Source organism: Pantoea sp. WEP (assembly GCF_041678305.1).
GTDB lineage: Bacteria > Pseudomonadota > Gammaproteobacteria > Enterobacterales > Enterobacteriaceae > Pantoea > Pantoea dispersa.
The window spans coordinates 3,236,958-3,260,569 of the sequence record NZ_JBGNXB010000001.1 but is presented as its reverse complement, the minus strand read 5'-3'; the positions used below and the strand labels follow the sequence as shown (position 1 = coordinate 3,260,569).

At 58.8% G+C, this 23,612-nt stretch carries 18 protein-coding genes; 10 read left to right on the top strand and 8 right to left on the bottom strand.

The window, feature by feature from the left end:
- Positions 1–89: 89 nt before the first annotated feature.
- The 5 genes from mrcB (at position 90) to fhuB (ending at position 8,857) form a co-directional block, all read left to right on the top strand.
- The gene (mrcB, locus tag ABVR31_RS15315; protein ID WP_104188135.1) at positions 90–2,618 is read left to right on the top strand and encodes a bifunctional glycosyl transferase/transpeptidase; all 2,529 of its coding nucleotides are present in this window, start codon (positions 90–92) and stop codon (positions 2,616–2,618) included.
- Positions 2,619–2,946: 328 nt separating this feature from the next.
- Positions 2,947–5,154, top strand: a complete 2,208-nt coding sequence (gene fhuA, locus ABVR31_RS15310; protein ID WP_104094025.1) for a ferrichrome porin FhuA — start codon at positions 2,947–2,949, stop codon at positions 5,152–5,154.
- Between the two features lie 44 nt (positions 5,155–5,198).
- Positions 5,199–5,993 (top strand): Fe3+-hydroxamate ABC transporter ATP-binding protein FhuC, encoded by a 795-nt coding sequence (fhuC, locus tag ABVR31_RS15305; protein WP_150059264.1) that lies wholly within the window; start codon positions 5,199–5,201, stop codon positions 5,991–5,993.
- A gap of 9 nt (positions 5,994–6,002) precedes the next feature.
- The gene (gene fhuD, locus ABVR31_RS15300; protein WP_372773354.1) at positions 6,003–6,881 is read left to right on the top strand and encodes a Fe(3+)-hydroxamate ABC transporter substrate-binding protein FhuD; all 879 of its coding nucleotides are present in this window, start codon (positions 6,003–6,005) and stop codon (positions 6,879–6,881) included.
- Positions 6,881–8,857 carry a Fe(3+)-hydroxamate ABC transporter permease FhuB gene (gene fhuB / locus ABVR31_RS15295; protein ID WP_058774802.1) on the top strand — a complete coding sequence of 659 codons (1,977 nt, stop codon included), beginning with the start codon at positions 6,881–6,883 and terminating at the stop codon, positions 8,855–8,857. Before fhuD ends, fhuB begins: the two co-directional genes overlap by 1 nt.
- Before the next feature lie 35 nt (positions 8,858–8,892).
- Here the strand turns inward: fhuB and hemL are convergent, their stop codons facing one another.
- Complete coding sequence (gene hemL, locus ABVR31_RS15290) at positions 8,893–10,173, bottom strand: glutamate-1-semialdehyde 2,1-aminomutase (protein WP_372773352.1); 1,281 nt, start codon at positions 10,171–10,173, stop codon at positions 8,893–8,895.
- A 221-nt stretch (positions 10,174–10,394) separates the two neighbouring features.
- Here hemL and erpA point away from each other — a divergent pair, with 221 nt between their 5' ends.
- Positions 10,395–10,742 carry an iron-sulfur cluster insertion protein ErpA gene (gene erpA, locus ABVR31_RS15285; protein WP_021507501.1) on the top strand — a complete coding sequence of 116 codons (348 nt, stop codon included), beginning with the start codon at positions 10,395–10,397 and terminating at the stop codon, positions 10,740–10,742.
- 33 nt (positions 10,743–10,775) lie between these two features.
- On the opposite strand, the gene ABVR31_RS15280 is transcribed toward erpA, so the two are convergent.
- The 3 genes from ABVR31_RS15280 to mtnN form a co-directional block, all read right to left on the bottom strand.
- A complete protein-coding gene (locus tag ABVR31_RS15280) occupies positions 10,776–11,027 on the bottom strand; it encodes a hypothetical protein (protein WP_021507500.1) in 252 nt (83 codons plus the stop codon).
- A gap of 106 nt (positions 11,028–11,133) precedes the next feature.
- Positions 11,134–11,940, bottom strand: coding sequence for a vitamin B12 ABC transporter substrate-binding protein BtuF (gene btuF / locus ABVR31_RS15275; RefSeq protein WP_222951264.1), 807 nt, complete (start codon positions 11,938–11,940; stop codon positions 11,134–11,136).
- Positions 11,933–12,631 carry a 5'-methylthioadenosine/S-adenosylhomocysteine nucleosidase gene (mtnN, locus tag ABVR31_RS15270; RefSeq protein WP_021507498.1) on the bottom strand — a complete coding sequence of 233 codons (699 nt, stop codon included), beginning with the start codon at positions 12,629–12,631 and terminating at the stop codon, positions 11,933–11,935. The genes btuF and mtnN overlap by 8 nt, the downstream gene beginning before the upstream one ends.
- A 98-nt stretch (positions 12,632–12,729) precedes the next feature.
- On the opposite strand from mtnN, the gene dgt reads away from it, so the two are divergent.
- The 3 genes from dgt (at position 12,730) to ABVR31_RS15255 (ending at position 17,158) form a co-directional block, all read left to right on the top strand.
- On the top strand, positions 12,730–14,223 hold the full coding sequence (gene dgt / locus ABVR31_RS15265; protein ID WP_058770587.1) for a dGTPase: 1,494 nt from the start codon (positions 12,730–12,732) through the stop codon (positions 14,221–14,223).
- Between the two features lie 136 nt (positions 14,224–14,359).
- A complete protein-coding gene (degP, locus tag ABVR31_RS15260; RefSeq protein WP_058759526.1) occupies positions 14,360–15,799 on the top strand; it encodes a serine endoprotease DegP in 1,440 nt (479 codons plus the stop codon).
- A 201-nt stretch (positions 15,800–16,000) separates the two neighbouring features.
- Positions 16,001–17,158 carry a CdaR family transcriptional regulator gene (locus ABVR31_RS15255; RefSeq protein WP_021507495.1) on the top strand — a complete coding sequence of 386 codons (1,158 nt, stop codon included), beginning with the start codon at positions 16,001–16,003 and terminating at the stop codon, positions 17,156–17,158.
- A 38-nt stretch (positions 17,159–17,196) separates the two neighbouring features.
- Here ABVR31_RS15255 and ABVR31_RS15250 read toward each other — a convergent pair whose 3' ends face one another.
- From ABVR31_RS15250 to map, 4 genes are all read right to left on the bottom strand, one after another.
- A complete protein-coding gene (locus ABVR31_RS15250) occupies positions 17,197–17,589 on the bottom strand; it encodes a DUF3461 family protein (protein WP_010616197.1) in 393 nt (130 codons plus the stop codon).
- A 294-nt stretch (positions 17,590–17,883) separates the two neighbouring features.
- Complete coding sequence (gene dapD / locus ABVR31_RS15245; RefSeq protein WP_021507493.1) at positions 17,884–18,708, bottom strand: 2,3,4,5-tetrahydropyridine-2,6-dicarboxylate N-succinyltransferase; 825 nt, start codon at positions 18,706–18,708, stop codon at positions 17,884–17,886.
- Between the two features lie 172 nt (positions 18,709–18,880).
- Entirely contained in the window at positions 18,881–21,535 is a 2,655-nt protein-coding gene (gene glnD, locus ABVR31_RS15240) for a bifunctional uridylyltransferase/uridylyl-removing protein GlnD (RefSeq protein WP_372774060.1), read from the bottom strand.
- 197 nt (positions 21,536–21,732) lie between these two features.
- On the bottom strand, positions 21,733–22,527 hold the full coding sequence (map, locus tag ABVR31_RS15235; protein ID WP_021507491.1) for a type I methionyl aminopeptidase: 795 nt from the start codon (positions 22,525–22,527) through the stop codon (positions 21,733–21,735).
- Positions 22,528–22,844: 317 nt separating this feature from the next.
- Here map and rpsB point away from each other — a divergent pair, with 317 nt between their 5' ends.
- Entirely contained in the window at positions 22,845–23,564 is a 720-nt protein-coding gene (rpsB, locus tag ABVR31_RS15230) for a 30S ribosomal protein S2 (RefSeq protein WP_031279692.1), read from the top strand.
- Positions 23,565–23,612: the final 48 nt, after the last annotated feature.

Sequence of the window (23,612 nt, the reverse complement as noted above, 5' to 3'; positions counted from 1 at the left end):
GATCGAATTCAGAGGGTTCTGCCATGCGCGGCACGAGAAAGCAGTTAGAGTAGCGGCGCTGCCGTAGCTATGCCTGGAGAAAACAAAGCATGTCTGGGAACGATCGCGAACCTATTGGGCGCAAAGGAAAAGCGCCAAAGCCGCCGCGTAACGTTACGCGCCGGGGTCGCCGCAGGGAGCCTGAAGATGATATCGATCAGGACGATTTTGACGAAGATGATGAGGAGAGTGCGCCGGTGCCACCCAAAGGTAAAGGAAAACGACCCGCGCGTGGCAAACGCCGCTGGTTAGGCTGGTTGATTAAACTCTTCCTGGTGTTTGTCGTGGTGATGGCCGCCTGGGGCGTCTATCTCGATTCGGAAATCCGCAGCCGCATTGACGGTAAAGTGTGGCAGCTGCCAGCGGCCGTGTACGGGCGCATGGTCAGCCTCGAACCGGGCATGGCTTACGACAAGAAAGAGATGATTGCGCTGCTGGAAGGCACGCAGTATCGCGAAGTGTCGCGTATTACCCGTCCGGGTGAGTTCAGCGTGAAAGGCAACACTATCGACCTGCTGCGCCGTCCGTTTGATTTTCCGGACAGCAAAGAGGGCCAGATTAACGCGCGTCTCACCTTCAGCAACAACGAGCTGAGCGAGATTAAAAACCTCGATACCGGACGCGACTTTGGCTTCTTCCGTCTCGATCCGCGGCTGATCACCATGTTGCAGTCGCCAAACGGCGAGCAGCGTCTGTTTGTGCCGCGCGCCGGGTTCCCGGATCTGCTGGTCGATACGCTGATCGCCACCGAGGACCGCCACTTCTACGAGCATGACGGCATCAGCCCGTACTCGATTGGTCGCGCCTTCCTCGCCAATATCACCGCCGGTAAAGCGGTGCAGGGCGGCAGTACGCTGACGCAGCAGCTGGTGAAAAACCTGTTCCTCACCAACGAACGCTCGCTGTGGCGTAAAGCGCGTGAAGCCTACATGGCGGTGATCATGGATGCGCGCTACAGCAAAGATCGCATTCTTGAGCTCTACCTGAACGAGGTGTATCTCGGCCAGGCGGGCAACGACCAAATCCGCGGCTTCCCGCTGGCCAGCCTGTACTACTTTGGCCGCCCGGTGGACGAACTGAGCCTTGATCAGCAGGCGATGCTGGTCGGCATGGTTAAAGGTGCGTCGCTGTACAATCCGTGGCGTAATCCGCAGCTGGCGCTGGAGCGACGTAACCTGGTGCTGCGTCTGCTGCAACAGCAGAAAGTGATCGACCAGGAGCTATACGACATGCTGTCGGCGCGGCCGCTTGGCGTCCAGCCGAAAGGCGGGGTGATCACGCCGCAGCCGGCGTTTATGCAGATGGTGCGTAATGAGCTGCAGGCGAAGCTGGGCGATAAGGTAAAAGACCTCTCCGGCGTGAAGATCTTCACCACGCTCGATCCGATTTCGCAGGATGCCGCGGAAAAAGCGGTTGAAGACGGCATTCCCACGCTGAAGAAACAGCGCGGGCTGAAAGATCTGGAAACCGCGATGGTGGTGGTCGACCGCTTCAGTGGTGAAGTGCGCGCCATGGTCGGCGGTGCCGATCCGCAGTTTGCCGGCTATAACCGCGCGCTGCAGGCACGTCGCTCGATTGGCTCACTGGCAAAACCGGCGACCTATCTGACCGCCCTCAGCCAGCCAAACAGCTATCGCCTGAACAGCTGGATCGCCGACGAGCCGATTGCGCTGAAACAGCCAAACGGTTCGGTGTGGAAGCCGATGAACGACGATCGTCGCTTCAGCGGTAAAGTGATGCTGGTGGATGCACTGACTAACTCGATGAACGTGCCAACCGTTAACCTCGGTATGACGCTGGGACTCGATGCGGTAGTGGATACCTGGACCAAACTGGGCGTGCCAAAAGATCAGCTGCATCCGGTACCGGCTATGCTGCTGGGGGCGCTTAACCTGACGCCGATTGAAGTGGCGCAGGCGTTCCAGTCAATTGCCAGCGGCGGTAACCGCGCAGCGCTGTCGGCGGTGCGCTCGGTGATTGCGGAAGATGGTACGGTGCTGTATCAGAGCTTCCCGCAGGCGCAGCGCGTTGAGCCGGCGCAGGCGGCGTATCTGACGCTGTATACCATGCAGCAGGTGGCCGATCACGGTACGGCGCGGGCGCTGGGCGCACGCTTCCCGGGTGCGCATCTGGCGGCGAAAACCGGTACCACCAATGACCTGATCGACAGCTGGTTTGCCGGTATTGATGGCAAAGAAGTGGCGATCACCTGGGTTGGCCGCGACAACAACCAGACCTCGAAGCTGTACGGTGCCAGCGGTGCGATGCAGATCTATCGTCGCTACCTCGACAATCAGGCGCCGATGCCACTGGTCCTGACGCCACCGGAAGATATCACTCAGATGAATATCGATTCGGCCGGTAACTTTGTCTGCGGCAGCGGCAGCAGCACCTGGCGTTCGCTGCCGGTGTGGGCGCTGGATCCGAACGCGCTGTGCCAGCAGCAACAGCAGCAGATTCAGCAGCAGCAACAGCAAGAGCAGCAACAGCAACAGCAGCAACAGCAACAGCCGCAGGGCGAGCAGAAGGACTCTGACGGCGTCGCGGGCTGGATTAAAGATATGTTTGGCAGTAAATAAGCCATCCGGCACTGCACCGGCTTTATACCTTCAGAGCCTGTGCAGTGCCGGCGTTTTACCACCACGTGGCGGTGCCAGATACATGGCGGCGCTCCAGCCTGAGTCTTGCATAAAAGCTGAATTTAACTCCCTCTGGCGCTGCGGCGCCTTTTTCTTTGCCCGCCATTTTTTTAGCCGCGATCATGGATATGTGCGATCCGCTGGCAAACTCACCGCCAGCAGGCATTACATCTTGCGGTGCTTGCCAGGTTTCGCCTAAAATCCGTGCGTCTAATAATCATTCTCGTTTCCATTCGCCTGCATTGTTCTATTTTCATGAGATCCCACTATGAATGCGCGAAACACTTTTCCTTGTTCTCTGCGCGCGGTGACCACCCGTCGACCGCTCGCGTTATTGATTTCCCTGACTCTGGGCACCCTCAGCATGCAGGCGCTGGCCGAAGATACCGTGGTGGTAACGGCTGATGGCGGCAGCGGCGTCGCGCAGGAGAGCGCATGGGGACCGTCGCCGACCATCGCCGCCAAACACAGCGCGACCGGCACCAAAACCGATACGCCAATCGAGAAAAATCCGCAGTCGGTGTCGGTGGTGACGCAGGAAGAGATGTCAATGCATGCGGTGACCAGCGTCAAAGGTGCGTTCAATTACACGCCAGGCGTGCTGACCGGTAACCGCGGCAGCTCGGACGTTATCGATGCGCTGTCGATTCGCGGCTTCAGCGAAACCAACACCAACCAGTATCTGGATGGCCTGAAGCTGCAGGGTGACAACTACTCCGAATTCGCTATCGATCCTTACTTCCTCGAGCGCGCGGAGCTGCTGCGCGGTCCGGTTTCGGTGCTATACGGTAAGAGCAACCCGGGCGGTGTGGTGTCACTGGTGAGCAAGCGGCCGACCCAGGAGACGCTGCGTGAAGTCCAGTTCCAGATGGGCACCGACAACCTGTTCTCCACCGGCTTCGATTTTGGCGGCTCACTGGATGATGACGGCGTTTACAGCTATCGCCTGACCGGCCTGGCGCGCAGCGCCGATGCGCAACAGGAGATGAACAAAGAGAAGCGCTATACCCTTGCGCCTTCGTTCAGCTGGCGTCCCGATGCCAATACCCGCTTTGACCTGCTGACCTACTTCCAGAACGAACCGGAAACCGGCTATTACGGCTGGCTGCCGCGTGAAGGCACCGTGGTGGGCATCACCCGGCCGGACGGCAGCAGCTATAAGCTGCCCACCAATTTTGATGAAGGCGAAGACAGCAATAAGATCTCGCGCAACACCAAAATGGTTGGCTACAACTTTGAGCACAGCTTTAACGATACCTGGACGGTGCGCCAGAATCTGCGCTATGCCGAAATGCAGACCGATTATCGCAGTATTTATGGCTTCGGTTATAACCCTGAGAATCAACTGATTACCCGCAATGCCGCATTCTCAAAAGAAAAACTCAACCAGTTTGCCGTGGATACGCAAGCGCAGGCTAAATTCGCAACCGGTGATTTAGCCCATACGTTACTGCTGGGCGTCGATTTTCAGCGCACCCGTAACGATATTGATGGTCAGTTCGGCACCGCTACCGGCCTGAGTCCATTCAATCCGCAATATGGCAACGACAGCTACACCCCTTATGACGATCCTTATCAGCGTTTGAACCAGCAACGCCAGACCGGTCTGTACGCGCAGGATCAAATGGAGTGGAACCGCTGGGTACTGACGCTCGGTGGCCGCTACGACTACGCGATGAATTCCGTTACCGACCGCGTAGCGCAGAGCGTTGATCGCCAGAACGATCAGGCCTTTACCTGGCGTGGTGGTGTTAACTATGTGTTCGATAATGGCATTGCACCTTATTTCAGTTACAGCGAAGCGTTTATTCCTAATGCTGGCGCAACATGGGGCGGCGAAGCGTTTGATCCGTCACGCGCTAAACAATATGAAGCGGGCGTAAAATACGTTCCCAAAGATCGTCCGATTGTCATGACGGCGGCGGTCTATCAGCTGACCAAAACGAAGAATCTGACGGCCGATCCCGATTCAAGCCATCAATTTGCCAGCGTGCAAAGCGGTGAAATCCGCTCACGCGGCGTCGAGCTGGAAGCCAAAGCGGCGCTTAACGCCAACATCAACCTGACGGCGGCTTACTCTTACACCGATGCGGAATACACCGAAGACACCTTGCTAAAAGGCCGTACGCCGGTGCAGGTGCCGAAGCATATGGCTTCGCTGTGGGGCGATTACACCTTCCACGAAACCGCCCTGTCGGGCTTCACCGTGGGGGCCGGAGTGCGCTACGTGGGTGAAAGCAAAGGCCTGTACGCCAGCGGCCCAAATGCCAACCAGAACTTTGACGTCGCTGCTTACACCACTGTAGATGCCGCACTGAAGTACGATCTGGGCCGCTTCGGCTTGCCGGGCTCAACCGTCGGCGTCAACATCAACAACCTGTTCGATCGCGAATACGTTGCCAGCTGCTACCGCGACTACGCCTGCTACTGGGGCGCAGAGCGCCAGATCGTCGGTACCGCCACCTTCCGCTTCTGATACTGAACACAGGGCGCTGTGGCGCCCGTTAACCAGGGATTATCATGCAGCATCCGCACCACGCAGAAACCACCTTTTCACTGGAAAACGTCAGCTTCCGTGTGCCCGGCCGCACGCTGCTGCATCCGCTGTCGCTGACTTTCGCTCCGGGCAAAGTCACCGCGCTGATCGGGCATAACGGTTCCGGTAAATCCACGCTGCTGAAGATGCTCGGCCGTCACCATGCCGCCAGCGAAGGGCGCGTGATGCTCAACGGTGAGGCGGTTGATACCTGGAGCAGTAAAGCTTTTGCACGACAGGTGGCCTATCTGCCGCAGCAGCTGCCTGCGGCGGAGGGCATGACGGTGCGCGAGCTGGTGGCGATTGGGCGCTATCCGTGGCACGGTGCGCTGGGGCGCTACGGCCAGGAAGATCGCGATCGGGTAGACGAGGCGATTGCGCTGGTTGGACTGAAACCCTTCGCCGGGCGGCTGGTGGACAGCCTGTCCGGCGGCGAGCGGCAGCGTGCGTGGCTGGCGATGCTGGTGGCACAGAACAGCCGCTGCCTGCTGCTGGACGAACCCACATCTGCGCTGGATATTGCCCATCAGGTTGATGTGCTGGCGTTGATTCAGCGCCTCAGCCACGAACGCGGCCTGACGGTGATAGCGGTATTGCACGATCTCAACATGGCGGCTCGCTACTGTGACCAGCTGGTGGCGCTACGCGGGGGCGAAGTGATCGCGCAAGGCGGACCGGAAGCGATTATGCAGGCCGGGGTGCTGGGTGATATTTATGGCATTCCGATGGGCATTCTGCCGCATCCGCAGGGCGGCGCGCCCGTCAGCTTTGTCTACTGAGGCCTCGTGATGTTCGACATTTCCCGTCGCCGTCTGCTGACCGCGCTGGCGCTCTCACCGCTGATGAACCTTACACCGCTGCGCGCCGCGCCGCCGGACAACCAGCGCATCCTGGCGCTGGAGTGGCTGCCAGTGGAGTTGCTGATGGCGCTCGGCGTCGCCCCGCTCGGCGTAGCCGATCTGCACAACTACGCCATCTGGGTGGGTGACCCGGTGTTGCCGGCCGGCACCCTCGATCTCGGCTTACGCACCGAACCCAATCTGGAACTGATGACCCAGCTGGCACCGTCGCTGATCCTGCACTCCAACGGTTACGGCCCGGCGGTCGACAAGCTGGAGCGCATTGCGCCGACGATGGGCTTTGACCTCAACAGCGGCGATGGCAAACCGTTCACCACCGCGCGCACATCGCTGCATGCGCTGGCTGCCCGGCTTGGCCTTGAAGCGCAGGCTCAGGCCCATTTGCACTGGGTGGATGGTGAAGTGGCGGCCGCGCGTGAGCGGTTACGTCCGTGGGCGCAGCGTCCGCTGCTGCTGATGTCGCTGATGGATCCGCGTCACGCCATTACCTTCGGTAAAGGCAGCCTGTTCCTCGAAGTGATGGAGCAGCTTGGCCTGCGCAATGCCTGGCAGGGCGAAACCAACTTCTGGGGCAGTGCGGTGGTCGGGCTGGAGCGGCTGGCGGAGGTCGGTGACGTTGAGGTGATCTGCTTCGATCACGATAACGAACGCGATATGCAGCAGGTGACGCAAAGCGCACTGTGGCAGGCGCTGCCGTTTGTCCGTTCCGGCCGTTTCCGGCGGGTGCCGGCGGTGTGGTACTACGGTGCTACTTACTCAGCCATCAAATTTATTCGCGTGCTGGAACGCGCGCTGGAGTCGCACTGATGCGCAACCGTCTGTTTCCCGCCGCGCTGCTCAGCGTGCTCAGTTTACTGGCGCTGGCGCTCACGTTTATCAACCTGCGCCAGGCGCTGCCGCTGGTGCAGTGGCAGCAGGCGATGTTCGCGCCGGATATCGATAACATCCGTCAGGTGGTGTTCCACTACAGCCTGCTGTCGCGGCTGGCGCTGGCGCTGCTGGTCGGGGCCGGACTTGGCCTCGCGGGCCTGCTGTTCCAGCAGGTGCTGCGCAATCCGCTGGCGGAGCCGACCACGCTGGGCGTCTCTTCCGGCGCGCAGCTTGGCCTGACCGTCGCCACTCTGTGGCAGCTGCCGGGCGGGGAGCTGACGCAGCAGTTTGCCGCGATGGGCGGGGCGGTGCTGGTCGGCGTGCTGGTGTTTGGCATCGCCTGGGGCAAGCGTCTGTCGCCGGTGACGCTGATCCTGGCCGGTCTGGTACTGAGCCTGTATGCCGGCGCGGTTAATCAAATCTTTGCCATCTTCAATCACGATCAGCTGCAAAACATGTTTCTGTGGAGCACCGGCGCGCTGAACCAGCTCGACGGCCACAACGTGGCGCTGCTGTGGCCGCGCCTGCTGCTGGCGTTCGCACTGGCGCTGGCGCTGTTGCGTCCGCTGACGTTGATGGGGCTGGATGATGGCGTGGCAAAAAACCTCGGTCTGGCGCTGTCGGCAGCGCGCATTGCCGCGCTGGCGCTGGCGATCCTGCTCAGTGCGCAGCTGGTTAACGTCGCCGGTATCATCGGCTTTATCGGGCTGTTCGCGCCGCTGCTGGCGAAGATGCTGGGGGCGCGTCGTCTGCTGAGCCGCTTGCTGCTGGCGCCGCTGATTGGCGCACTGCTGCTGTGGCTGGCCGATCAGTGCGTGCTGTGGCTGACTGCGCACTGGCGTGAAGTGTCAACCGGGACGGCTACCGCGCTGATTGGCGTGCCGATTCTGCTGTGGCTGCTGCCGCGTCTGCGCACGGGCTCGCTGCCGCCGGCGATGAATGCCGGCGACACAGTGCCGCAGGAGCGGCAGGCCGTGCTGCGCTGGTGTCTGGCGGGCGTGATGATTCTGGCGCTGTGCAGTCTGGCGGGCATTGCGTTTGGGCGCGACGCACACGGCTGGACGTGGGTCAGCGGCGATATGCTGCAACAGCTGCTGCCGTGGCGCGTGCCGCGCGTGCTGGCGGCGCTGGTGGTCGGCACGATGCTGGGCGTCGCCGGGGTGCTGATTCAGCGCCTGACCGGTAATCCAATGGCCAGTCCGGAAGTGCTGGGCATCAGCTCCGGAGCGGCCTGCGGGGTGGTGGTTATGCTGTTCTTTGTGCCTGGTAACGCGGTCGCCTGGCTGCTGCCGGCCGGCGTGCTGGGTGCCGCGCTGACGCTGCTGGTGATTATGCTGGTGGCCAGCCGCGGCGGTTTTGCACCGGAACGCATGCTGCTGGCCGGAATGGCGCTGAACAGTGCGTTCGTCACGTTACTGATGGTGTTGCTGGCGAGCGGCGATCCGCGCATGGCCGGGCTGCTGAGCTGGATTTCCGGTTCGACGTACAACATCTCAATGACGCAGGCGCTGCAGAGTGCTGTCGTGGGCATGATACTGGTGGCGCTGGCACCGCTGGCCAGCCGCTGGCTGACGCTGCTGCCGCTCGGCAGTGCCACGGCGCGCTCAGCCGGCATGGCGCTGAACCGATCGCGCTTCAGCCTGCTGTTGCTGGCGGCTGCGCTGACCGCCACCGCGACGCTCACTATCGGTCCGCTGAGTTTTATTGGCCTGATGGCGCCGCACATTGTGCGCATGCTCGGCTTCCGTCGCGCGCTGCCGCAATTGCTGATGGCTGGCCTGCTCGGCGGGGGCCTGCTGGTGTTCGCCGACTGGTGCGGCCGCATGCTGGCGTTCCCGGATCAAATCCCGGCGGGCCTGATGGCGACCTTCTTCGGCGCGCCGTATTTTATCTGGCTGCTAAGGCGCGCTTAGTGAAGCGGGGCGCTATGAGTGGCGCCCCGGCAGGTTTACAGCTGCGCGAAGCAGCGGCGGGCGGCATCGACGGTGCGCTGAATATCTTCCTGGCTGTGCGCCAGTGACATAAAGCCGGCCTCATAGGCCGATGGCGCGAGGTAGACACCTTCCTGCAGCATCAGATGGAAGAAACGCTTAAAGCGCTCCACATCGCACTTCGTCACGTCGGCGTAGCAGGTCACGCTGTCGGCGTCGGTGAAGAAAATACCGAACATGCCACCGACGTGGTTCACCACCAGCGGGATATTTTCCGCCTCCGCCGCCGCCAGCAGGCCAGCACACAGCTGGTCGGTGAGTGCGGTTAAGGTCGCATGGGTGCCAGGCTGCGCAATCTGCGACAGGCAGGCAAAACCGGCAGCCATGGCAATCGGGTTGCCGGACAGCGTGCCCGCCTGATACACCGGGCCGGTGGGGGCCAGCGCGGCCATCACTTCGCGGCGGCCGCCAAAGGCACCAACCGGCATACCGCCGCCGATGATCTTGCCGAGGCAGGTCAGGTCTGGCGCAACGTCGTAATAAGCCTGGGCACCGCCCAGCGCCACGCGGAAGCCGGTCATCACTTCATCGATAATCAGCAGCGCGCCAAACTCATCGCACAGCGCACGCAGGCCCGGCAGGAATTCCGGCTGCGGCGGGATGCAGTTCATGTTGCCTGCCACCGGTTCGACGATAATACAGGCGATCTCTTGCGGATACTGCTCAAACGCCGCGCGCACCGAGTCGAGATCGTTATAGGTGCAGGTCAGGGTGTGACGGGCGAAATCCGCCGGCACGCCCGGCGAGTTGGGCTGGCCGAGCGTCAGCGCACCGGAACCGGCTTTCACCAGCAGGCAGTCAGCGTGGCCGTGGTAGCAGCCCTCAAATTTGATGATTTTGTCACGCTGGGTGAAACCGCGCGCCAGGCGGATGGCGCTCATGGTGGCTTCGGTGCCGGAGTTAACCATCCGCACCATATCCATGCTCGGCACCAGCTCGCACACCAGCTCGGCCATTTTCACTTCCATCTCGGTCGGCGCGCCAAAACTCAGGCCGCGCGCGGCGGCTTCGATCACCGCATTGCGAATGGTGGCGTTATTGTGGCCCAGCACCATCGGTCCCCAGGAGCCGACGTAATCGATATAGGCTTTGCCATCGGCATCATACAGATAGGCACCGTCGGCGCGTTCGATGAACAGCGGCACGCCGCCCACGCCGGTAAAGGCACGCACCGGGGAGTTCACGCCGCCCGGGATCAGGCGTTGTGCTTCGGCATACAGGTTTTCTGACTTACTCATGGTTCGGCTCCTGCTGTTCTGGAAAAAATCTGGCGCCATTCTACGGAAGAGCGGCCGGTGAAGAAAGGCGCGCGGCCGCTTGCGCCTGCGACATTGCTATACTTTATGCCATAACTGGCGGCACACAGTGTCAAGGGCGCTACTTGATTGCACTGGACGGCTGGCAGATAATAGCGAAATTGAGGTCGTTTTCTGACCTGGACGTTTACCCGGAGTAAAAGATGAGTGACGACGTAGCCGCGCTGCCTCTGCAGTTCACCGATGCAGCAGCGAAAAAAGTAAAAAACCTGATTGCGGATGAAGAGAATCCGGCGCTGAAACTGCGCGTATATATCACCGGCGGGGGCTGCAGTGGCTTCCAGTATGGTTTTACTTTTGACGATCAAATGAATGACGGCGACATGACCATCGAGAAGCAGGGTGTGGCGCTGGTGGTTGACCCGATGAGCCTGCAGTATCTGGTGGGTGGATCGGTTGACTACACCGAAGGTCTGGAAGGTTCCCGCTTTATCGTGACCAATCCCAACGCCAAAACCACCTGCGGCTGCGGCTCCTCTTTCAGCATCTGATGCTGGGCTGGCTGCCGTTCTGGCAGCCATGATTTACCACTCAATCGTCACTAAGCGTGCCGTTTCACGGCGCAACGCATCGCGGTTCAGTACGCTTTGTGTCACGCGCGGCTGCGCGCTGAAATGCCGGCCACAGTCAACAGACGGCAGCGTCTGCTCACTCGGGCGTGAGATATCGCAGCGGGAGAAGATCGTTAGCGAGACGGCGATAGAGCCCGTGGTGGTTGCCGCACCGATCGGTGCAGCCACGATCAGCCCTATGGCCAGCAGCAGCGCTCTGGTCATGGTGAAATCCTGGTGATGTCAAAAGTGCGCTATGCGCTAAAAGGGCACAGAGCATACGTGGCTGCTGTGCCTTGTTATTTGATTTTCGACATGAATCGTCGAATCTTTAGTCTGGTAATGCTTTATTTTTCGTCGGATGTAAAGCTTCGCACAATTGTTTTGCCGCCAGCAGCAGGCGCGGACCCGGCCGGCTCAGCCAGTCATCGTTAAGCGCAATCACCGGCACGTTAAGCTGCGGCTGCCAGAAGCGCGCGACGCTGGCGGCGCGGCTGGCATCACCGCCAGTGACAATCGCCTGCGGGTGCCGCGTCAGCACCTGCTCCCGGCTCACCTGAGGCCAGCTCACGCTGCTGTCAGCAAAGATATTGCGACCGCCGCACAGGGTGATGACCTCATTCTGCAGCGTGCTGCGCGCGGCGGTAAACAGTGGCTGCTGGCCAAACTGCAGAAACAGCGGCACCGGCGTTTGCTGCTGATAGCGCTGACGCAGCGTCTGCAACTGCTGGTGTAACGCCTGCGCGGCCGCGGTGGCCCGCTGGGGCTGTGGGCTCCAGCGCTGCAGCGCCGCCAGCGCGTCAATCATTTGGTCGAGTGATTGCGGATCGATCCATTCCACATGGATGCCCAGACGCTGCAGCTGCTCAACCTGGCGCAGTGGATTGCCGCCACGCCAGGCCAGTACCACATCCGGTCTGAGCTGCGCAATGCGTTCAACGCGAATGCCCTGCCAGTTCGCCACCTGCTCCAGCTGGCGAGCAGCGGCGGGATAGTCTGACCAGGCGCTCACCGCCACCGGCGTGATGCCGGCGGCAAACGCCAGTTCAGTGAGATGCGGCGACAGGGTAATGACGCGCGGTGCAGCCAGCAGGCTGTGGCACAGCAGCCACAGCCCGAGCAGCAGATATTTAGCCACGCGCCAGCTGAGCCAGCAGGTTTTCCACCATCAGCGACGACTGTTTAGCCGCCACGCTGAGGAACTCTTCGAAACTCAGATGCGACGCTTTATCGGCCACGTCAGAAATAGCGCGTACCACCACGAACGGCACCTTAAACTGATGGCAAACGTGACCAATCGCCGTGGCTTCCATCTCTACCGCAATCGCCTGCGGGAAGGTGCTGCGGATACGCTCCAGCGGCGCGGCGCCATTGATAAAGGCGTCTCCGCTGACCACCAGACCGCGCACCGCGTTGAGATCCAGCTGTTTGATCACCTGCTCTGCGGCGGCAATCAGCGCGCTGTCCGCGACAAACGCCGCCGGGCAGCCCGCCATCTGACCAGGCTCATAGCCAAAAGCGGTGACATCGGCATCGTGATAACGCACTTCATCGGACACCACGATATCGCCCACCTGCAGGGTTGGTGCCAGACCGCCTGCGGAACCGGTGTTGATCACCAGATCCGGTTTGCACAGCTCCAGCAGCAGCGTGGTACCCAGCGCCGCCGCGGTTTTGCCGATGCCCGATTTCAGCAGAGCCACCTCAACGCCGTTGAGCGTACCGGTGTAAATTTCGCAGCCGGCCAGCGTCAGCGTCTGACGGTTTTCAATTTTGTCACGCAGCAGTGTGACTTCCTGCTCCATCGCGCCAATAATGCCTGCTTTCATAAAGAATCTCGCTGTAGTTATGGATGTATAAGGCTAAAGTGAGGCATAGTCTAACATGGCTCAATGGGGATCAATTCAGGAAAAAATAAGGGGTAACAATGGCGACGATCAATTTCAGGAAGAAGATCAGTTTCACCCGCCCTTATACCAGCCGCAAAGATCCCGAAGGCGAATACTTTATTACCCGCCACTTTGAAAGCGATCGTGGACGCATTATTAATTCTGCCGCGATTCGCCGTCTGCAACAAAAAACCCAGGTGTTTCCGCTGGAGCGGAATGCGGCCGTGCGTTCGCGCCTGACCCATTCGCTTGAGGTGCAGCAAACCGGGCGTTACATCACCAAAGAGATTCTGCATACGCTGAAAACCCAGGGCGGCGGGCTGGCGGCTTACGGCCTCGATGGCTTTGAGGGCGCGGTCGAGAGCCTGGTGGAGATGGCCTGCCTGCTGCACGACGTCGGCAACCCGCCGTTTGGCCATTTTGGTGAAGCGGCGATCAATGACTGGTTTGATGACAACCTGCCGGCCGAACTGGTGGATCCGCTGGTGGCGGGCGTGGCGGATGACGCGCAGCGTGCCGATTTCGACCGGTTAAATGCAATGATTCGTCAGGATTTGTGCCATTTCGAAGGGAATGCGCAGGCCATTCGGCTGGTGCATACCCTGCTGCAGCTAAATCTTAGCTATGCGCAGGTAGCGTGTATTTTAAAATACACCGCGCCGGCGTGGTGGCAGGGTGATAAGCCGGCGGAGTTCAGCGTGTTAATGAAAAAGCCGGGTTTCTATTTATCCGAACGTGAATATGTGGCCGATCTCCGCGCGGCAACGGATATACCTGAGCACCACCGTTATCCGCTGACCTGGATAATGGAAGCGGCTGACGATATCTCCTATTGTATTGCCGACCTCGATGACGCCGTAGAAAAAGACATCTTCACCGTCGATACGCTCTATCATTCTTTGCTCAACGCCTGGGGCCCGGTGAAACCCGGCGACGCGTTTAGCCGCACCATTAATGAAGCCTGGAAAGAGGCTAATCAGAAAAAGCGTCGCAGTATTAGCGATCAATTTTTCATGTCGCTGAGGGTTAACGTCCAGAGCGTGCTGGTCAGCCATGCGGTGCGCCGCTTTGTTGATAATTTACCTGCCATTTTTGCCGGCAGCTTTAACCATGCGCTGCTGGAAGATGACGGTGATGAAGGGCGCCTGTTAAAATTATTTAAAACCGTGGCGCGCCAGCAGGTGTTTAATCACCCTGAAGTTGAGCAGCTGGAATTACAGGGTTATCGGGTCATTAAAGGATTACTGGAAATTTATCAGTCGCTAATGCAGCTCGATTATGAACAGTTTACCACGTTAATGAATGAGGATTTTCTCGCGAAACATCCGATCGAAACCCGACTGTTTCATAAACTTTCCGGTAAACATCGCAAAGCTTATCAGCAACAGATGCGTAACCTGGTGGTGCAGCATAAATATCAGCGATTGTTATGGGAACGTTATTACCGCTCGCGGCTGATTCAGGACTATATCAGCGGGATGACGGACAATTACGCCTGGGATGAGTATCGTCGGTTGATGGCGGTGGAATAAGCGCAGTTTTGTAAAGACGAAGAATAAATTTTTACCTTTACCCAATACTTTATCAGGAACTTCGCGCTAAAAACTTAATCTCATCATCACGACCACAGCAATGGTCTGCACGTTAATTTCAGAGAGACACAGACGAATGAAAAAAAGCACATTAATGTTAAGTGCGCTGGCGCTTAGTCTGGGCATGGCGTTAAGCCCTGTCAGTGTTTTCGCGGCGGAGACAGCGTCTTCCTCCAGTCAGCAACTGCCCAGCCTGGCACCCATGCTGGAAAAAGTGATGCCTTCCGTGGTCAGTATCAGCGTTGAAGGCAGCACCACGGTGAAAACCCCGCGCATGCCGCAGCAGTTCCAGCAATTCTTTGGCGATAATTCCCCCTTCTGTCAGGACGGATCGCCGTTCCAGGGTTCACCTATGTGCCAGGGCGGCGGCGGTGACGGTAGCGACGATGGCGCCAACGCGCAGAAGCAGCAGTTCCGCGCGCTCGGTTCTGGGGTAATCATCAACGCCGACAAAGGCTATGTGGTTACCAACAACCACGTGGTGGATAACGCCACCAAAATTCAGGTACAGCTGAGCGATGGCCGTCGCTACGATGCTAAGGTCATCGGCAAAGATCCGCAGTCTGACATCGCGCTGATCCAGCTGCAGGATGCGAAAAACCTGACGGCAATTAAGATTGCAGACTCCGACAATCTGCGCGTCGGTGATTACACCGTGGCCATCGGTAACCCGTACGGCCTGGGCGAAACGGTCACGTCCGGCATCGTCTCGGCGCTGGGGCGCAGCGGCCTTAACGTCGAAAATTACGAAAACTTTATCCAGACCGATGCCGCCATCAACCGCGGCAACTCCGGCGGTGCGCTGGTTAACCTGAACGGCGAGCTGATCGGTATTAACACCGCGATCCTCGCACCGGACGGCGGCAACATCGGTATCGGCTTTGCCATCCCGAGTTCCATGGTGAAAAACCTGACCGCGCAGATGGTGGAGTATGGCCAGGTGAAACGCGGCGAGCTGGGCATCATGGGCACCGAGCTCAACTCCGAGCTGGCTAAAGCGATGAAAGTGGATGCGCAGCGCGGCGCCTTTGTCAGCCAGGTGCTGCCAAACTCCGCGGCGGCGAAAGCCGGCGTGAAAGCGGGCGATGTGGTGGTCTCTATGAACGGTAAAGCGCTGACCAGCTTTGCTGCCCTGCGTGCGGAAGTCGGCTCGCTGCCGGTCGGCACCAAACTGCAGCTGGGCCTGCTGCGCGACGGCAAACCGCTGAACGTGACGGTTGAGCTGCAGCAGAGCTCACAGGATAAAGTGCAGTCCGCGACGATTTACACCGGCATTGAAGGCGCCGATCTCAGTAACGTTGACAGCAACGGCCAGAAGGGCGTGCGCGTTGACAGCGTGAAAGCCGGCAGCGCTGCGGCACGTATCGGCCTGAAGAAAGGCGATGTGATCCTCGGTGTGAACCAGCAGGCGGTAAGCAACCTTGGTGAGCTGCGTAAAATCCTCGACACCAAACCGTCGGTGCTGGCGCTCAACGTCAAGCGCGGCGACAGCAGCCTCTATCTGCTGATGCAGTGATCCTTTTATTGGTCTCTCAGGCGAGCTGCGGCTCGCCTTTTTTATTGCCTGTATGTTGCTGCGCCCCCAGTCATCTGTGCCTTCCCAGTGTGACCGCTGCCGCAATTCCGGTAATCGCCCTGCGGCTATGTGCAGTTGCACAATGCCAGGGGCAATCGGGATGCGTATTCTGTCGGTTCGTCCCGAATTCTGGAGTGTTTGATGGCCACCTATCATCTTGATGCGCGACTGGCTCAGGATATCGTTGCCCGCACCATGAAAATTATCGACAGTAATGTCAATGTGATGGATGCGCGCGGCCGCATTATTGGCAGTGGCGATCGCGAGCGTATTGGCGAATTGCACGAGGGCGCGCTGCTGGTGCTGTCACAGGGCAGGGTGGTTGATATTGACGAAGCGGTGGCTAAACACCTGCACGGCGTGCGGCCGGGCATCAATTTGCCGCTGCGCATTGATGGCGACATCGTCGGCGTGATTGGCCTCACCGGCCAGCCCAGCACGCTACGCCACTACGGCGAGCTGGTGTGCATGACGGCAGAGATGATGCTGGAACAGGCGCGCCTGCTGCATATGCTGGCGCAGGACAGCCGCCTGCGTGAGGAGCTGGTGCTGAACCTGATCCGCAGCGATACGCTGTCGCCAGCGCTGAACGAATGGGCGCAGCGACTGGGCATCGATCTCAATCAGCCGCGTGTGGTGGCGGTGGTGGAAGTGGACAGCGGACAGCTGGGGGTCGACAGCGCAATGTCGGAGCTGCAGCAATTACAGACGCTGCTGACCACGCCCGATCGCGACAACCTGATCGCCATTGTTTCGCTCACCGAAATGGTGGTGCTGAAGCCAGCGCTGAATGCCCATGGCCGTTACGATCAGGACGATCATCGCCGCCGCGTCGATCAACTGCTGCAGCGCATGAAAGAGAGCGGTCAGGTGCGGATGCGCATCGCGCTCGGCAATTTCTTTACCGGGCCGGGCAGCATTGCGCGCTCTTACCGCACCGCCCGCACCACCATGATGGTGGGCAAACAGCGCATGCCGCAGCAGCGGAGCTTCTTCTATCAGGATCTGGTGCTGCCAGTGCTGCTGGATAGCCTGCGCGGCGGCTGGCAGGCCAGCGAGCTGGCACGTCCGCTGGCAAAACTGAAGAGCATGGACAATAACGGTTTGCTACGGCGCACGCTGGTTGCGTGGTTCAGTCATAACGTGCAGCCGAGCGCCACAGCGCGCGCGCTGTTTATTCATCGCAATACGCTGGAGTACCGCCTGAACCGCATCTCGGAACTGACCGGCCTCAACCTGGCGAACTTTGACGATCGGCTGCTGCTGTATGTGGCGCTGCAGCTTGATGAACAGGCATAAAAAAGGCCAGCAGCGGCTGGCCTGAGAAGCGGCGGGAATTAGCGACCGTTGCGGGTCAGCTGATCGAGATCGGATTCGATTTCCGCGATTTTGTTCGACACCACGTTCTCCAGATGGCGCAGATCGGCGAGGATTTTGCGCTTCAGATCCACTTCTACCTGATCGCGCTGGCAGATCTGATCCAGTTCGTCGATCACGTAACGCAGGTTAGGGCTGATTTCCTGAATCTCTTTATAACCCTGGGTGGTGTGATCGGCCACCACGGTTTTGCGCTGACGCGGGTATTTAAACTTCACGCTTTTGGCGAAGAACTCGCCCTTGTCTTTGCGGAAGTAGATTTTCAGGATGTCGTTGTTGGCTTCCTGACGCAGGCTGTAGCGGTCAATGTCTTCAGGATTGCTGATACCTAAGCTTTTCAGGTTGTCGTACATAGCGTTTATATTCCATCTGAGAGTGAGTGAGCGCGCAGGATTATCATCATCATTCGGCTGCGTAATAAGCGCAACGAACCGAACGCTTACGGCATACTTAATCAACTGTAGACACAAAAACCGGGATGAACAGTGCGCGACCGGAGTTAACTGGCGCGGATTATGACCTGTTTGAAAAACAAACGCACCTGTTAATTCGCGGCGCGAAACAGGTAATGGCGGCAGGAGTGTAAAGAAAAAATGACGGGCCTGAATACAGGCCCGTGGGTATAAAAATAGGCGGGAAGAAAAAACTTAATCGATGGTACGCAGCAGTTCGTTGATGCCGGTTTTTGCCAGCGTTTTCGCGTCGACTTTCTTCACGATCACCGCACAGTACAGGCTGTAGCTGCCATCTTTAGACGGCAGATTACCGGAAACCACCACCGAACCCGCCGGTACGCGACCGTAGTGCACTTCGCCGGTTTCGCGGTCATAAATTTTGGTGCTCTGGCCGATGTAAACGCCCATGGAGATGACCGAACCTTCTTCGACGATCACGCCTTCAACGATCTCGGAACGGGCACCGATAAAGCAGTTATCTTCGATGATGGTTGGGTTGGCCTGCAGCGGTTCCAGTACGCCGCCGATGCCGACGCCGCCGGACAGATGCACGTTTTTACCAATCTGCGCACAGGAGCCGACGGTGGCCCAGGTATCAACCATGGTGCCTTCATCGACATACGCACCGATGTTGACATAGGACGGCATCAGCACGGTGTTGCGCGCGATGAATGCACCCTGACGCACTGCGGCCGGTGGCACGACGCGGAAGCCGGCGCTTTTAAAGCGCGCTTCATCCCAGCCGGCAAATTTCATCGGCACTTTGTCGTAGAAGCGGGTTTCTGCCCCGTCGATCACCTGGTTGTCGTTGATACGGAACGACAGCAGTACCGCTTTTTTCAGCCACTGATGCGTTACCCATTCGCCGTTGATCTTTTCTGACACGCGCAGTTCACCGCTGTCCAGCAGGCCAATCACCTGGTTGATCGCTTCACGGGTGGCGCTGTCCACGCTGGTCGGCGTAATATCGGCGCGGCGTTCAAAGGCAGATTCGATAACGCTCTGTAACTGTTGCATATTTAATTCCTGAGTCTGTCATTGCGGATGCACGCCAGCTGGCGTGCAGAGTAAAATTATCGGGCAAACATCCTTCATGCTGCAAAACGGTGGCGCGCCTATCGGAGCGAGATCCACGGATGGGCCGGGTCACCAGGCCAATGCATCGGCAACGTGAAGAATGGAAGCCGGGTCACATTTTATCGTTTGGATTAAGTACCTCTGTCAACCGTTGTTGCAGCACGGAGCGCATTTCGGCATCCAGCGCACGTCGTTCGCTGTTGGCAAGGATGAACAAATCCTCCACCCGTTCGCCGATGGTACTGATGCGGGCGCCGTGCAGCGAAACACCGAGGTCAGCAAACACTTCGCCGACGCGCGCCAGCAAACCTGGCTGGTCCAGCGCCACCAGCTCCAGATAGCTGCGGCGGTCGGTATGGGTGGGCAAAAAGTTGACTTCGGTATCGACGCTGAAGTGTTTCAGACGTGACGACGGCCGGCGCGTACGCGGTGGCACCCACTGCGTTTGCGTGATCGCCTGCTCCAGCGCCTGAATAATCAGCGGATGGCGATCTGCGGCCAGCGGACTGCCGTCCGGCTCCAGCACAATAAAGGTGTCCATGGCCATGCCGTCGCGGCTGGTAAAGATCTGCGCATCGTGCACGCTCAGATTACGGCGGTCGAGCTCTCCGGCTACGGCGGCAAACAGGTAAGGGCGATCCGGGCTCCAGATGAAGATCTCGGTGCCGCCGCGCGTGGCCTGCGGGCTTACCAGCACCAGCGGTTTGCTAAGGTCATGGTTGATCAGATGCCGCGCGTGCCACGCCAGCTGGTTGGGCGTATGGCGCAGGAAGTAGTCGGCGCGGCAGCGGCTCCAGATATGGTGCAGGCGCTCTTCGTTGAGATTTTCCATGCGCAGCAGCGCCAGTGCCTGCAGCCGGTGATGACGCACGCGCTCGCGCAGATCCGGGCTGTTCTCCATACCGCGGCGCAGCTGTTTTTCGGTGGCGAAGAACAGCTCACGTAGCAGGCTCTGTTTCCAGCTGTTCCACAGGCTTTCATTGGTGGCGCAGATGTCGGCAACCGTCAGGCAGGCCAGATAGCGCAGCCGGTTTTCATTTTGCATCACTTCAGCAAACTGCTGAATCACCGTGGGGTCCTGAATGTCGCGGCGCTGAGCCGTCACCGACATCAGCAGGTGATGACGCACCAGCCACGCCACCAGCTGCATTTCGCGCGAATTGAGGCCGTGCAGCTCAGCAAAGTCCAGCGCGTCCTGCGCGCCGAGAATCGAGTGGTCACCACCGCGCCCTTTGGCGATATCGTGCAGCAGCGCGGCCATCAGCAGCAGCTCCGGCTGCGGCAGACGCGGCCACAGCTCGACGCACAGCGGGTGCATCGGGCGCGTGGCTTCGTCGGCAAAACTTTCCAGCTTCTGCAACACGCGGATGGTGTGCTCATCCACGGTGTAGGCATGGAACAGGTCGAACTGCATCTGGCCGACAATGTTGCCCCACAGTGGCGTATAAGCCCACAGCACGCTGTGGCGATGCATCGGCAGCAGCGCGCGCTTTACCGCGCCAGGATGGCGCAGAATCGCCATAAAGGTGCGGCGCGCTTCGGGGATCTGACACAGCGGCTGTTGCAGATGACGGCGGGCGTAGCGCAGCTGGCGCAGCGTGGTGGAATAGATGCCGGTGATGGTTTCGTTACGCACCATCACGTAAAACATGCGCAGAATCGCCTGCGGCTCGCGCTCAAACAGCGTGGGATCGCGCAGGTCAATCAGATTACCGCGCAGCTGAAAATCCTCATCAATGCTGCGCGGCTTCTCGGTGGTCGACAGCGCCAGAATGGCTTCGTCAAACAGCTGCAGCAGCATCTGGTTCAGCTCGCCGATACGGCGCGTGACGCGATAGAAATCTTTCATCATGCGCTCAACCGGCTCATTGCCTTCACCGCCATAGTTGAGGCGCTGTGCCACGTTGAGCTGGCGATCGAACAGTAAGCGGTTATCGTAGCGCGGCAGCGTCAGGTGCAGCGCGAAACGGATGCGCCAGAGAAATTCCTGGCACTCATTGATCTCATTGCGTTCGGCTTCAGTGAGAAAGCCAAAGCCGACCATCTCATCCATGGTGGTGGCGCCAAAGTGGCGGCGCGCGACCCACTGCAGAGTATGAATGTCGCGCAGCCCGCCCGGGCTGCTTTTGATATCCGGTTCGAGGTTGTAGCTGGTACCGTGATAGCGCTGGTGGCGTTCCAGCTGCTCCTCGATTTTGGCGGCGAAAAAGCGTGACGACGGCCAGAAACCGTCGCTGAAGATATTCTTTTGCAGTTCGAGAAACAGCGCCACGTCGCCGGTCAGCATGCGCGACTCAATCAGGTTGGTGGCGACGGTGAGATCCGACAAGCCCTCCAGCAGACACTCTTCCAGCGTGCGTACGCTGTGGCCGACCTCCAGCTTGAGATCCCACATCAGCGTCAGCAGTTCTGAGGTGCGCTGCGCGGCAGCTTCGTCCAGTGGCTGACGGCTCAGGATCAGCACGTCGATGTCCGACAGCGGATGCAGCTCGCCGCGGCCATAGCCGCCCACCGCCACCAGCGCGATCTCTTTCATCTGGTCAAAGCCAAACAGTCGCCATAGCCGGCGCAGCAGGCGATCGATAAACAGCGTGCGCGCATCAATCAGTGATTCGATATCGCTGCCGGCGTCAAAAGCGCTGCCCAGATGCTGCTGGAACTGTTCAAGATACTGTTTGAGTTTGTCGCGCGTCAGCGCGTCGTCTGGCCAGCTGGCGGGGGAATCGGTCAGGCTTTTGTGTACTGCTTCGGTCACGCTACCACTCATCAACATGCCTCTTCTGCGCCATAAAAAGCGGGCTTAACGCCGTGATGCCGTTCAGTTAGCCACCGTCCGTGACATCACCGCAGTAGCGGCGCGGGTTAACGCGCAACTGATGGCGCCGCTACGGGAGGTGCAGGGATGGGTGAACCTAAACTGACAGGCGTTCGTTTTGAGCCGGCCTGTTATCCTGATGACGAGCGTTACGCGTTGTTTTCCAGCACCGCTGGAATAGTGTCGTCTGCACGCAGCGTCAGGATTTCACAGCCGTTTTCCGTCACCACAATAGTATGCTCATACTGTGCGGACAAGCTGCGATCTTTGGTTTTCACCGTCCAGCCATCTTTCATGGTGCGGATGCGATAATCACCGGCGTTAACCATCGGTTCGACGGTAAACGTCATGCCAGCCTGCAGCACCACGCCGCTGTCGTCGGCATCGTAATGCAGCACCTGCGGCTCTTCATGGAAGCCTTTACCGATGCCGTGTCCGCAATACTCGCGAACCACGGAAAAATCCTGTGCTTCCACGTATTTCTGAATCGCCCGGCCCAGTTCACGCAGGCGAATGCCCGGCTTCACCAGACGCAGCGCAATGTACAGGCTCTCCTGCGTAACCCGGCACAGGCGTTCACCCTGAATCGTCGGTTTGCCGACGATGAACATCTTTGACGTATCACCATGGTATTCATCTTTGATCACCGTGACGTCAACGTTAACGATATCCCCGTCTTTCAGCACGCGATCGTCGCTGGGAATACCGTGACATACCACTTCGTTGACCGAAATACACACCGATTTCGGAAAGCCGTGGTAGCCGAGACAGGCTGAAATGGCCTGCTGCTTTTCGGTGATGTGCTGGTGGCACAGACGGTCAAGCTCGCCGGTGGTGACGCCTGGCACGACGTGTGGAGCGATCATCTCCAGCACTTCTGCAGCCAGACGGCCCGCCACGCGCATTTTTTCGATTTCTTCTGGGGTTTTGATTGAAATGGCCATTAAATAATCCGCAATCGCCGCAATTTTCGACAATAATGAGTTCTGTGGCAGTCATGTTAGCAGTCAGCAAATGGGCTGCCAAATCGGGATTACAGCCTGCCGCTCATGCTAACAACTGTTGGCGTATTCCTGCGCATTGTGGTATAAAGCGCGCCGACGATTCTCTGTCACCTCGTATGAGAGGGCAGGAAACGCATAAATCTCATTATGTGTACTAAAACACACATGTATCGACACGTACGCCGGGGTGCCTCGTAAGAGGTCGGTTGTATGGGATACATGGAGGCCCAACCCCAAACAAACTTTTAGAGGTAATCATGGCAACTGTTTCCATGCGCGACATGCTCAAGGCTGGTGTTCACTTCGGTCACCAGACCCGTTACTGGAACCCAAAAATGAAGCCATTCATTTTCGGTGCGCGTAACAAAGTTCACATCATCAACCTTGAGAAAACCGTACCAATGTTCAACGAAGCCCTGGCTGAGCTGAACAAGATCTCTTCCCGTAAAGGTAAGATTCTGTTTGTTGGTACCAAGCGCGCTGCTGCCGAAGCGGTAAAAGAGTCTGCACTGAGCTGCGACCAGTTCTTCGTTAACCACCGCTGGCTGGGTGGTATGCTGACCAACTGGAAAACCGTTCGTCAGTCAATCAAACGCCTGAAAGATCTGGAAACTCAGTCTCAGGACGGTACTTTCGACAAACTGACCAAGAAAGAAGCACTGATGCGTGCTCGTGAGCTGGCCAAGCTGGAAAACAGCCTGGGCGGTATCAAAGATATGGGCGGTCTGCCGGATGCACTGTTCGTTGTTGACGCTGACCACGAACACATCGCAATCAAAGAAGCAAACAACCTGGGTATCCCGGTATTTGCTATCGTTGATACTAACTCTGATCCAGACGGCGTTGATTTCGTTATCCCAGGTAACGACGATGCGATCCGTGCTGTAAGCCTGTACCTGACTGCCGTTGCCACTACCGTGCGCGAAGGCCGTTCACAGGACCTGGCTGAGCAGGCTGAAGAAGCTGCTGAAGCTTAATAAGGTTCGCTCTTTCTGAGAGCCCTTAGACATCAGATGTGATCTGTT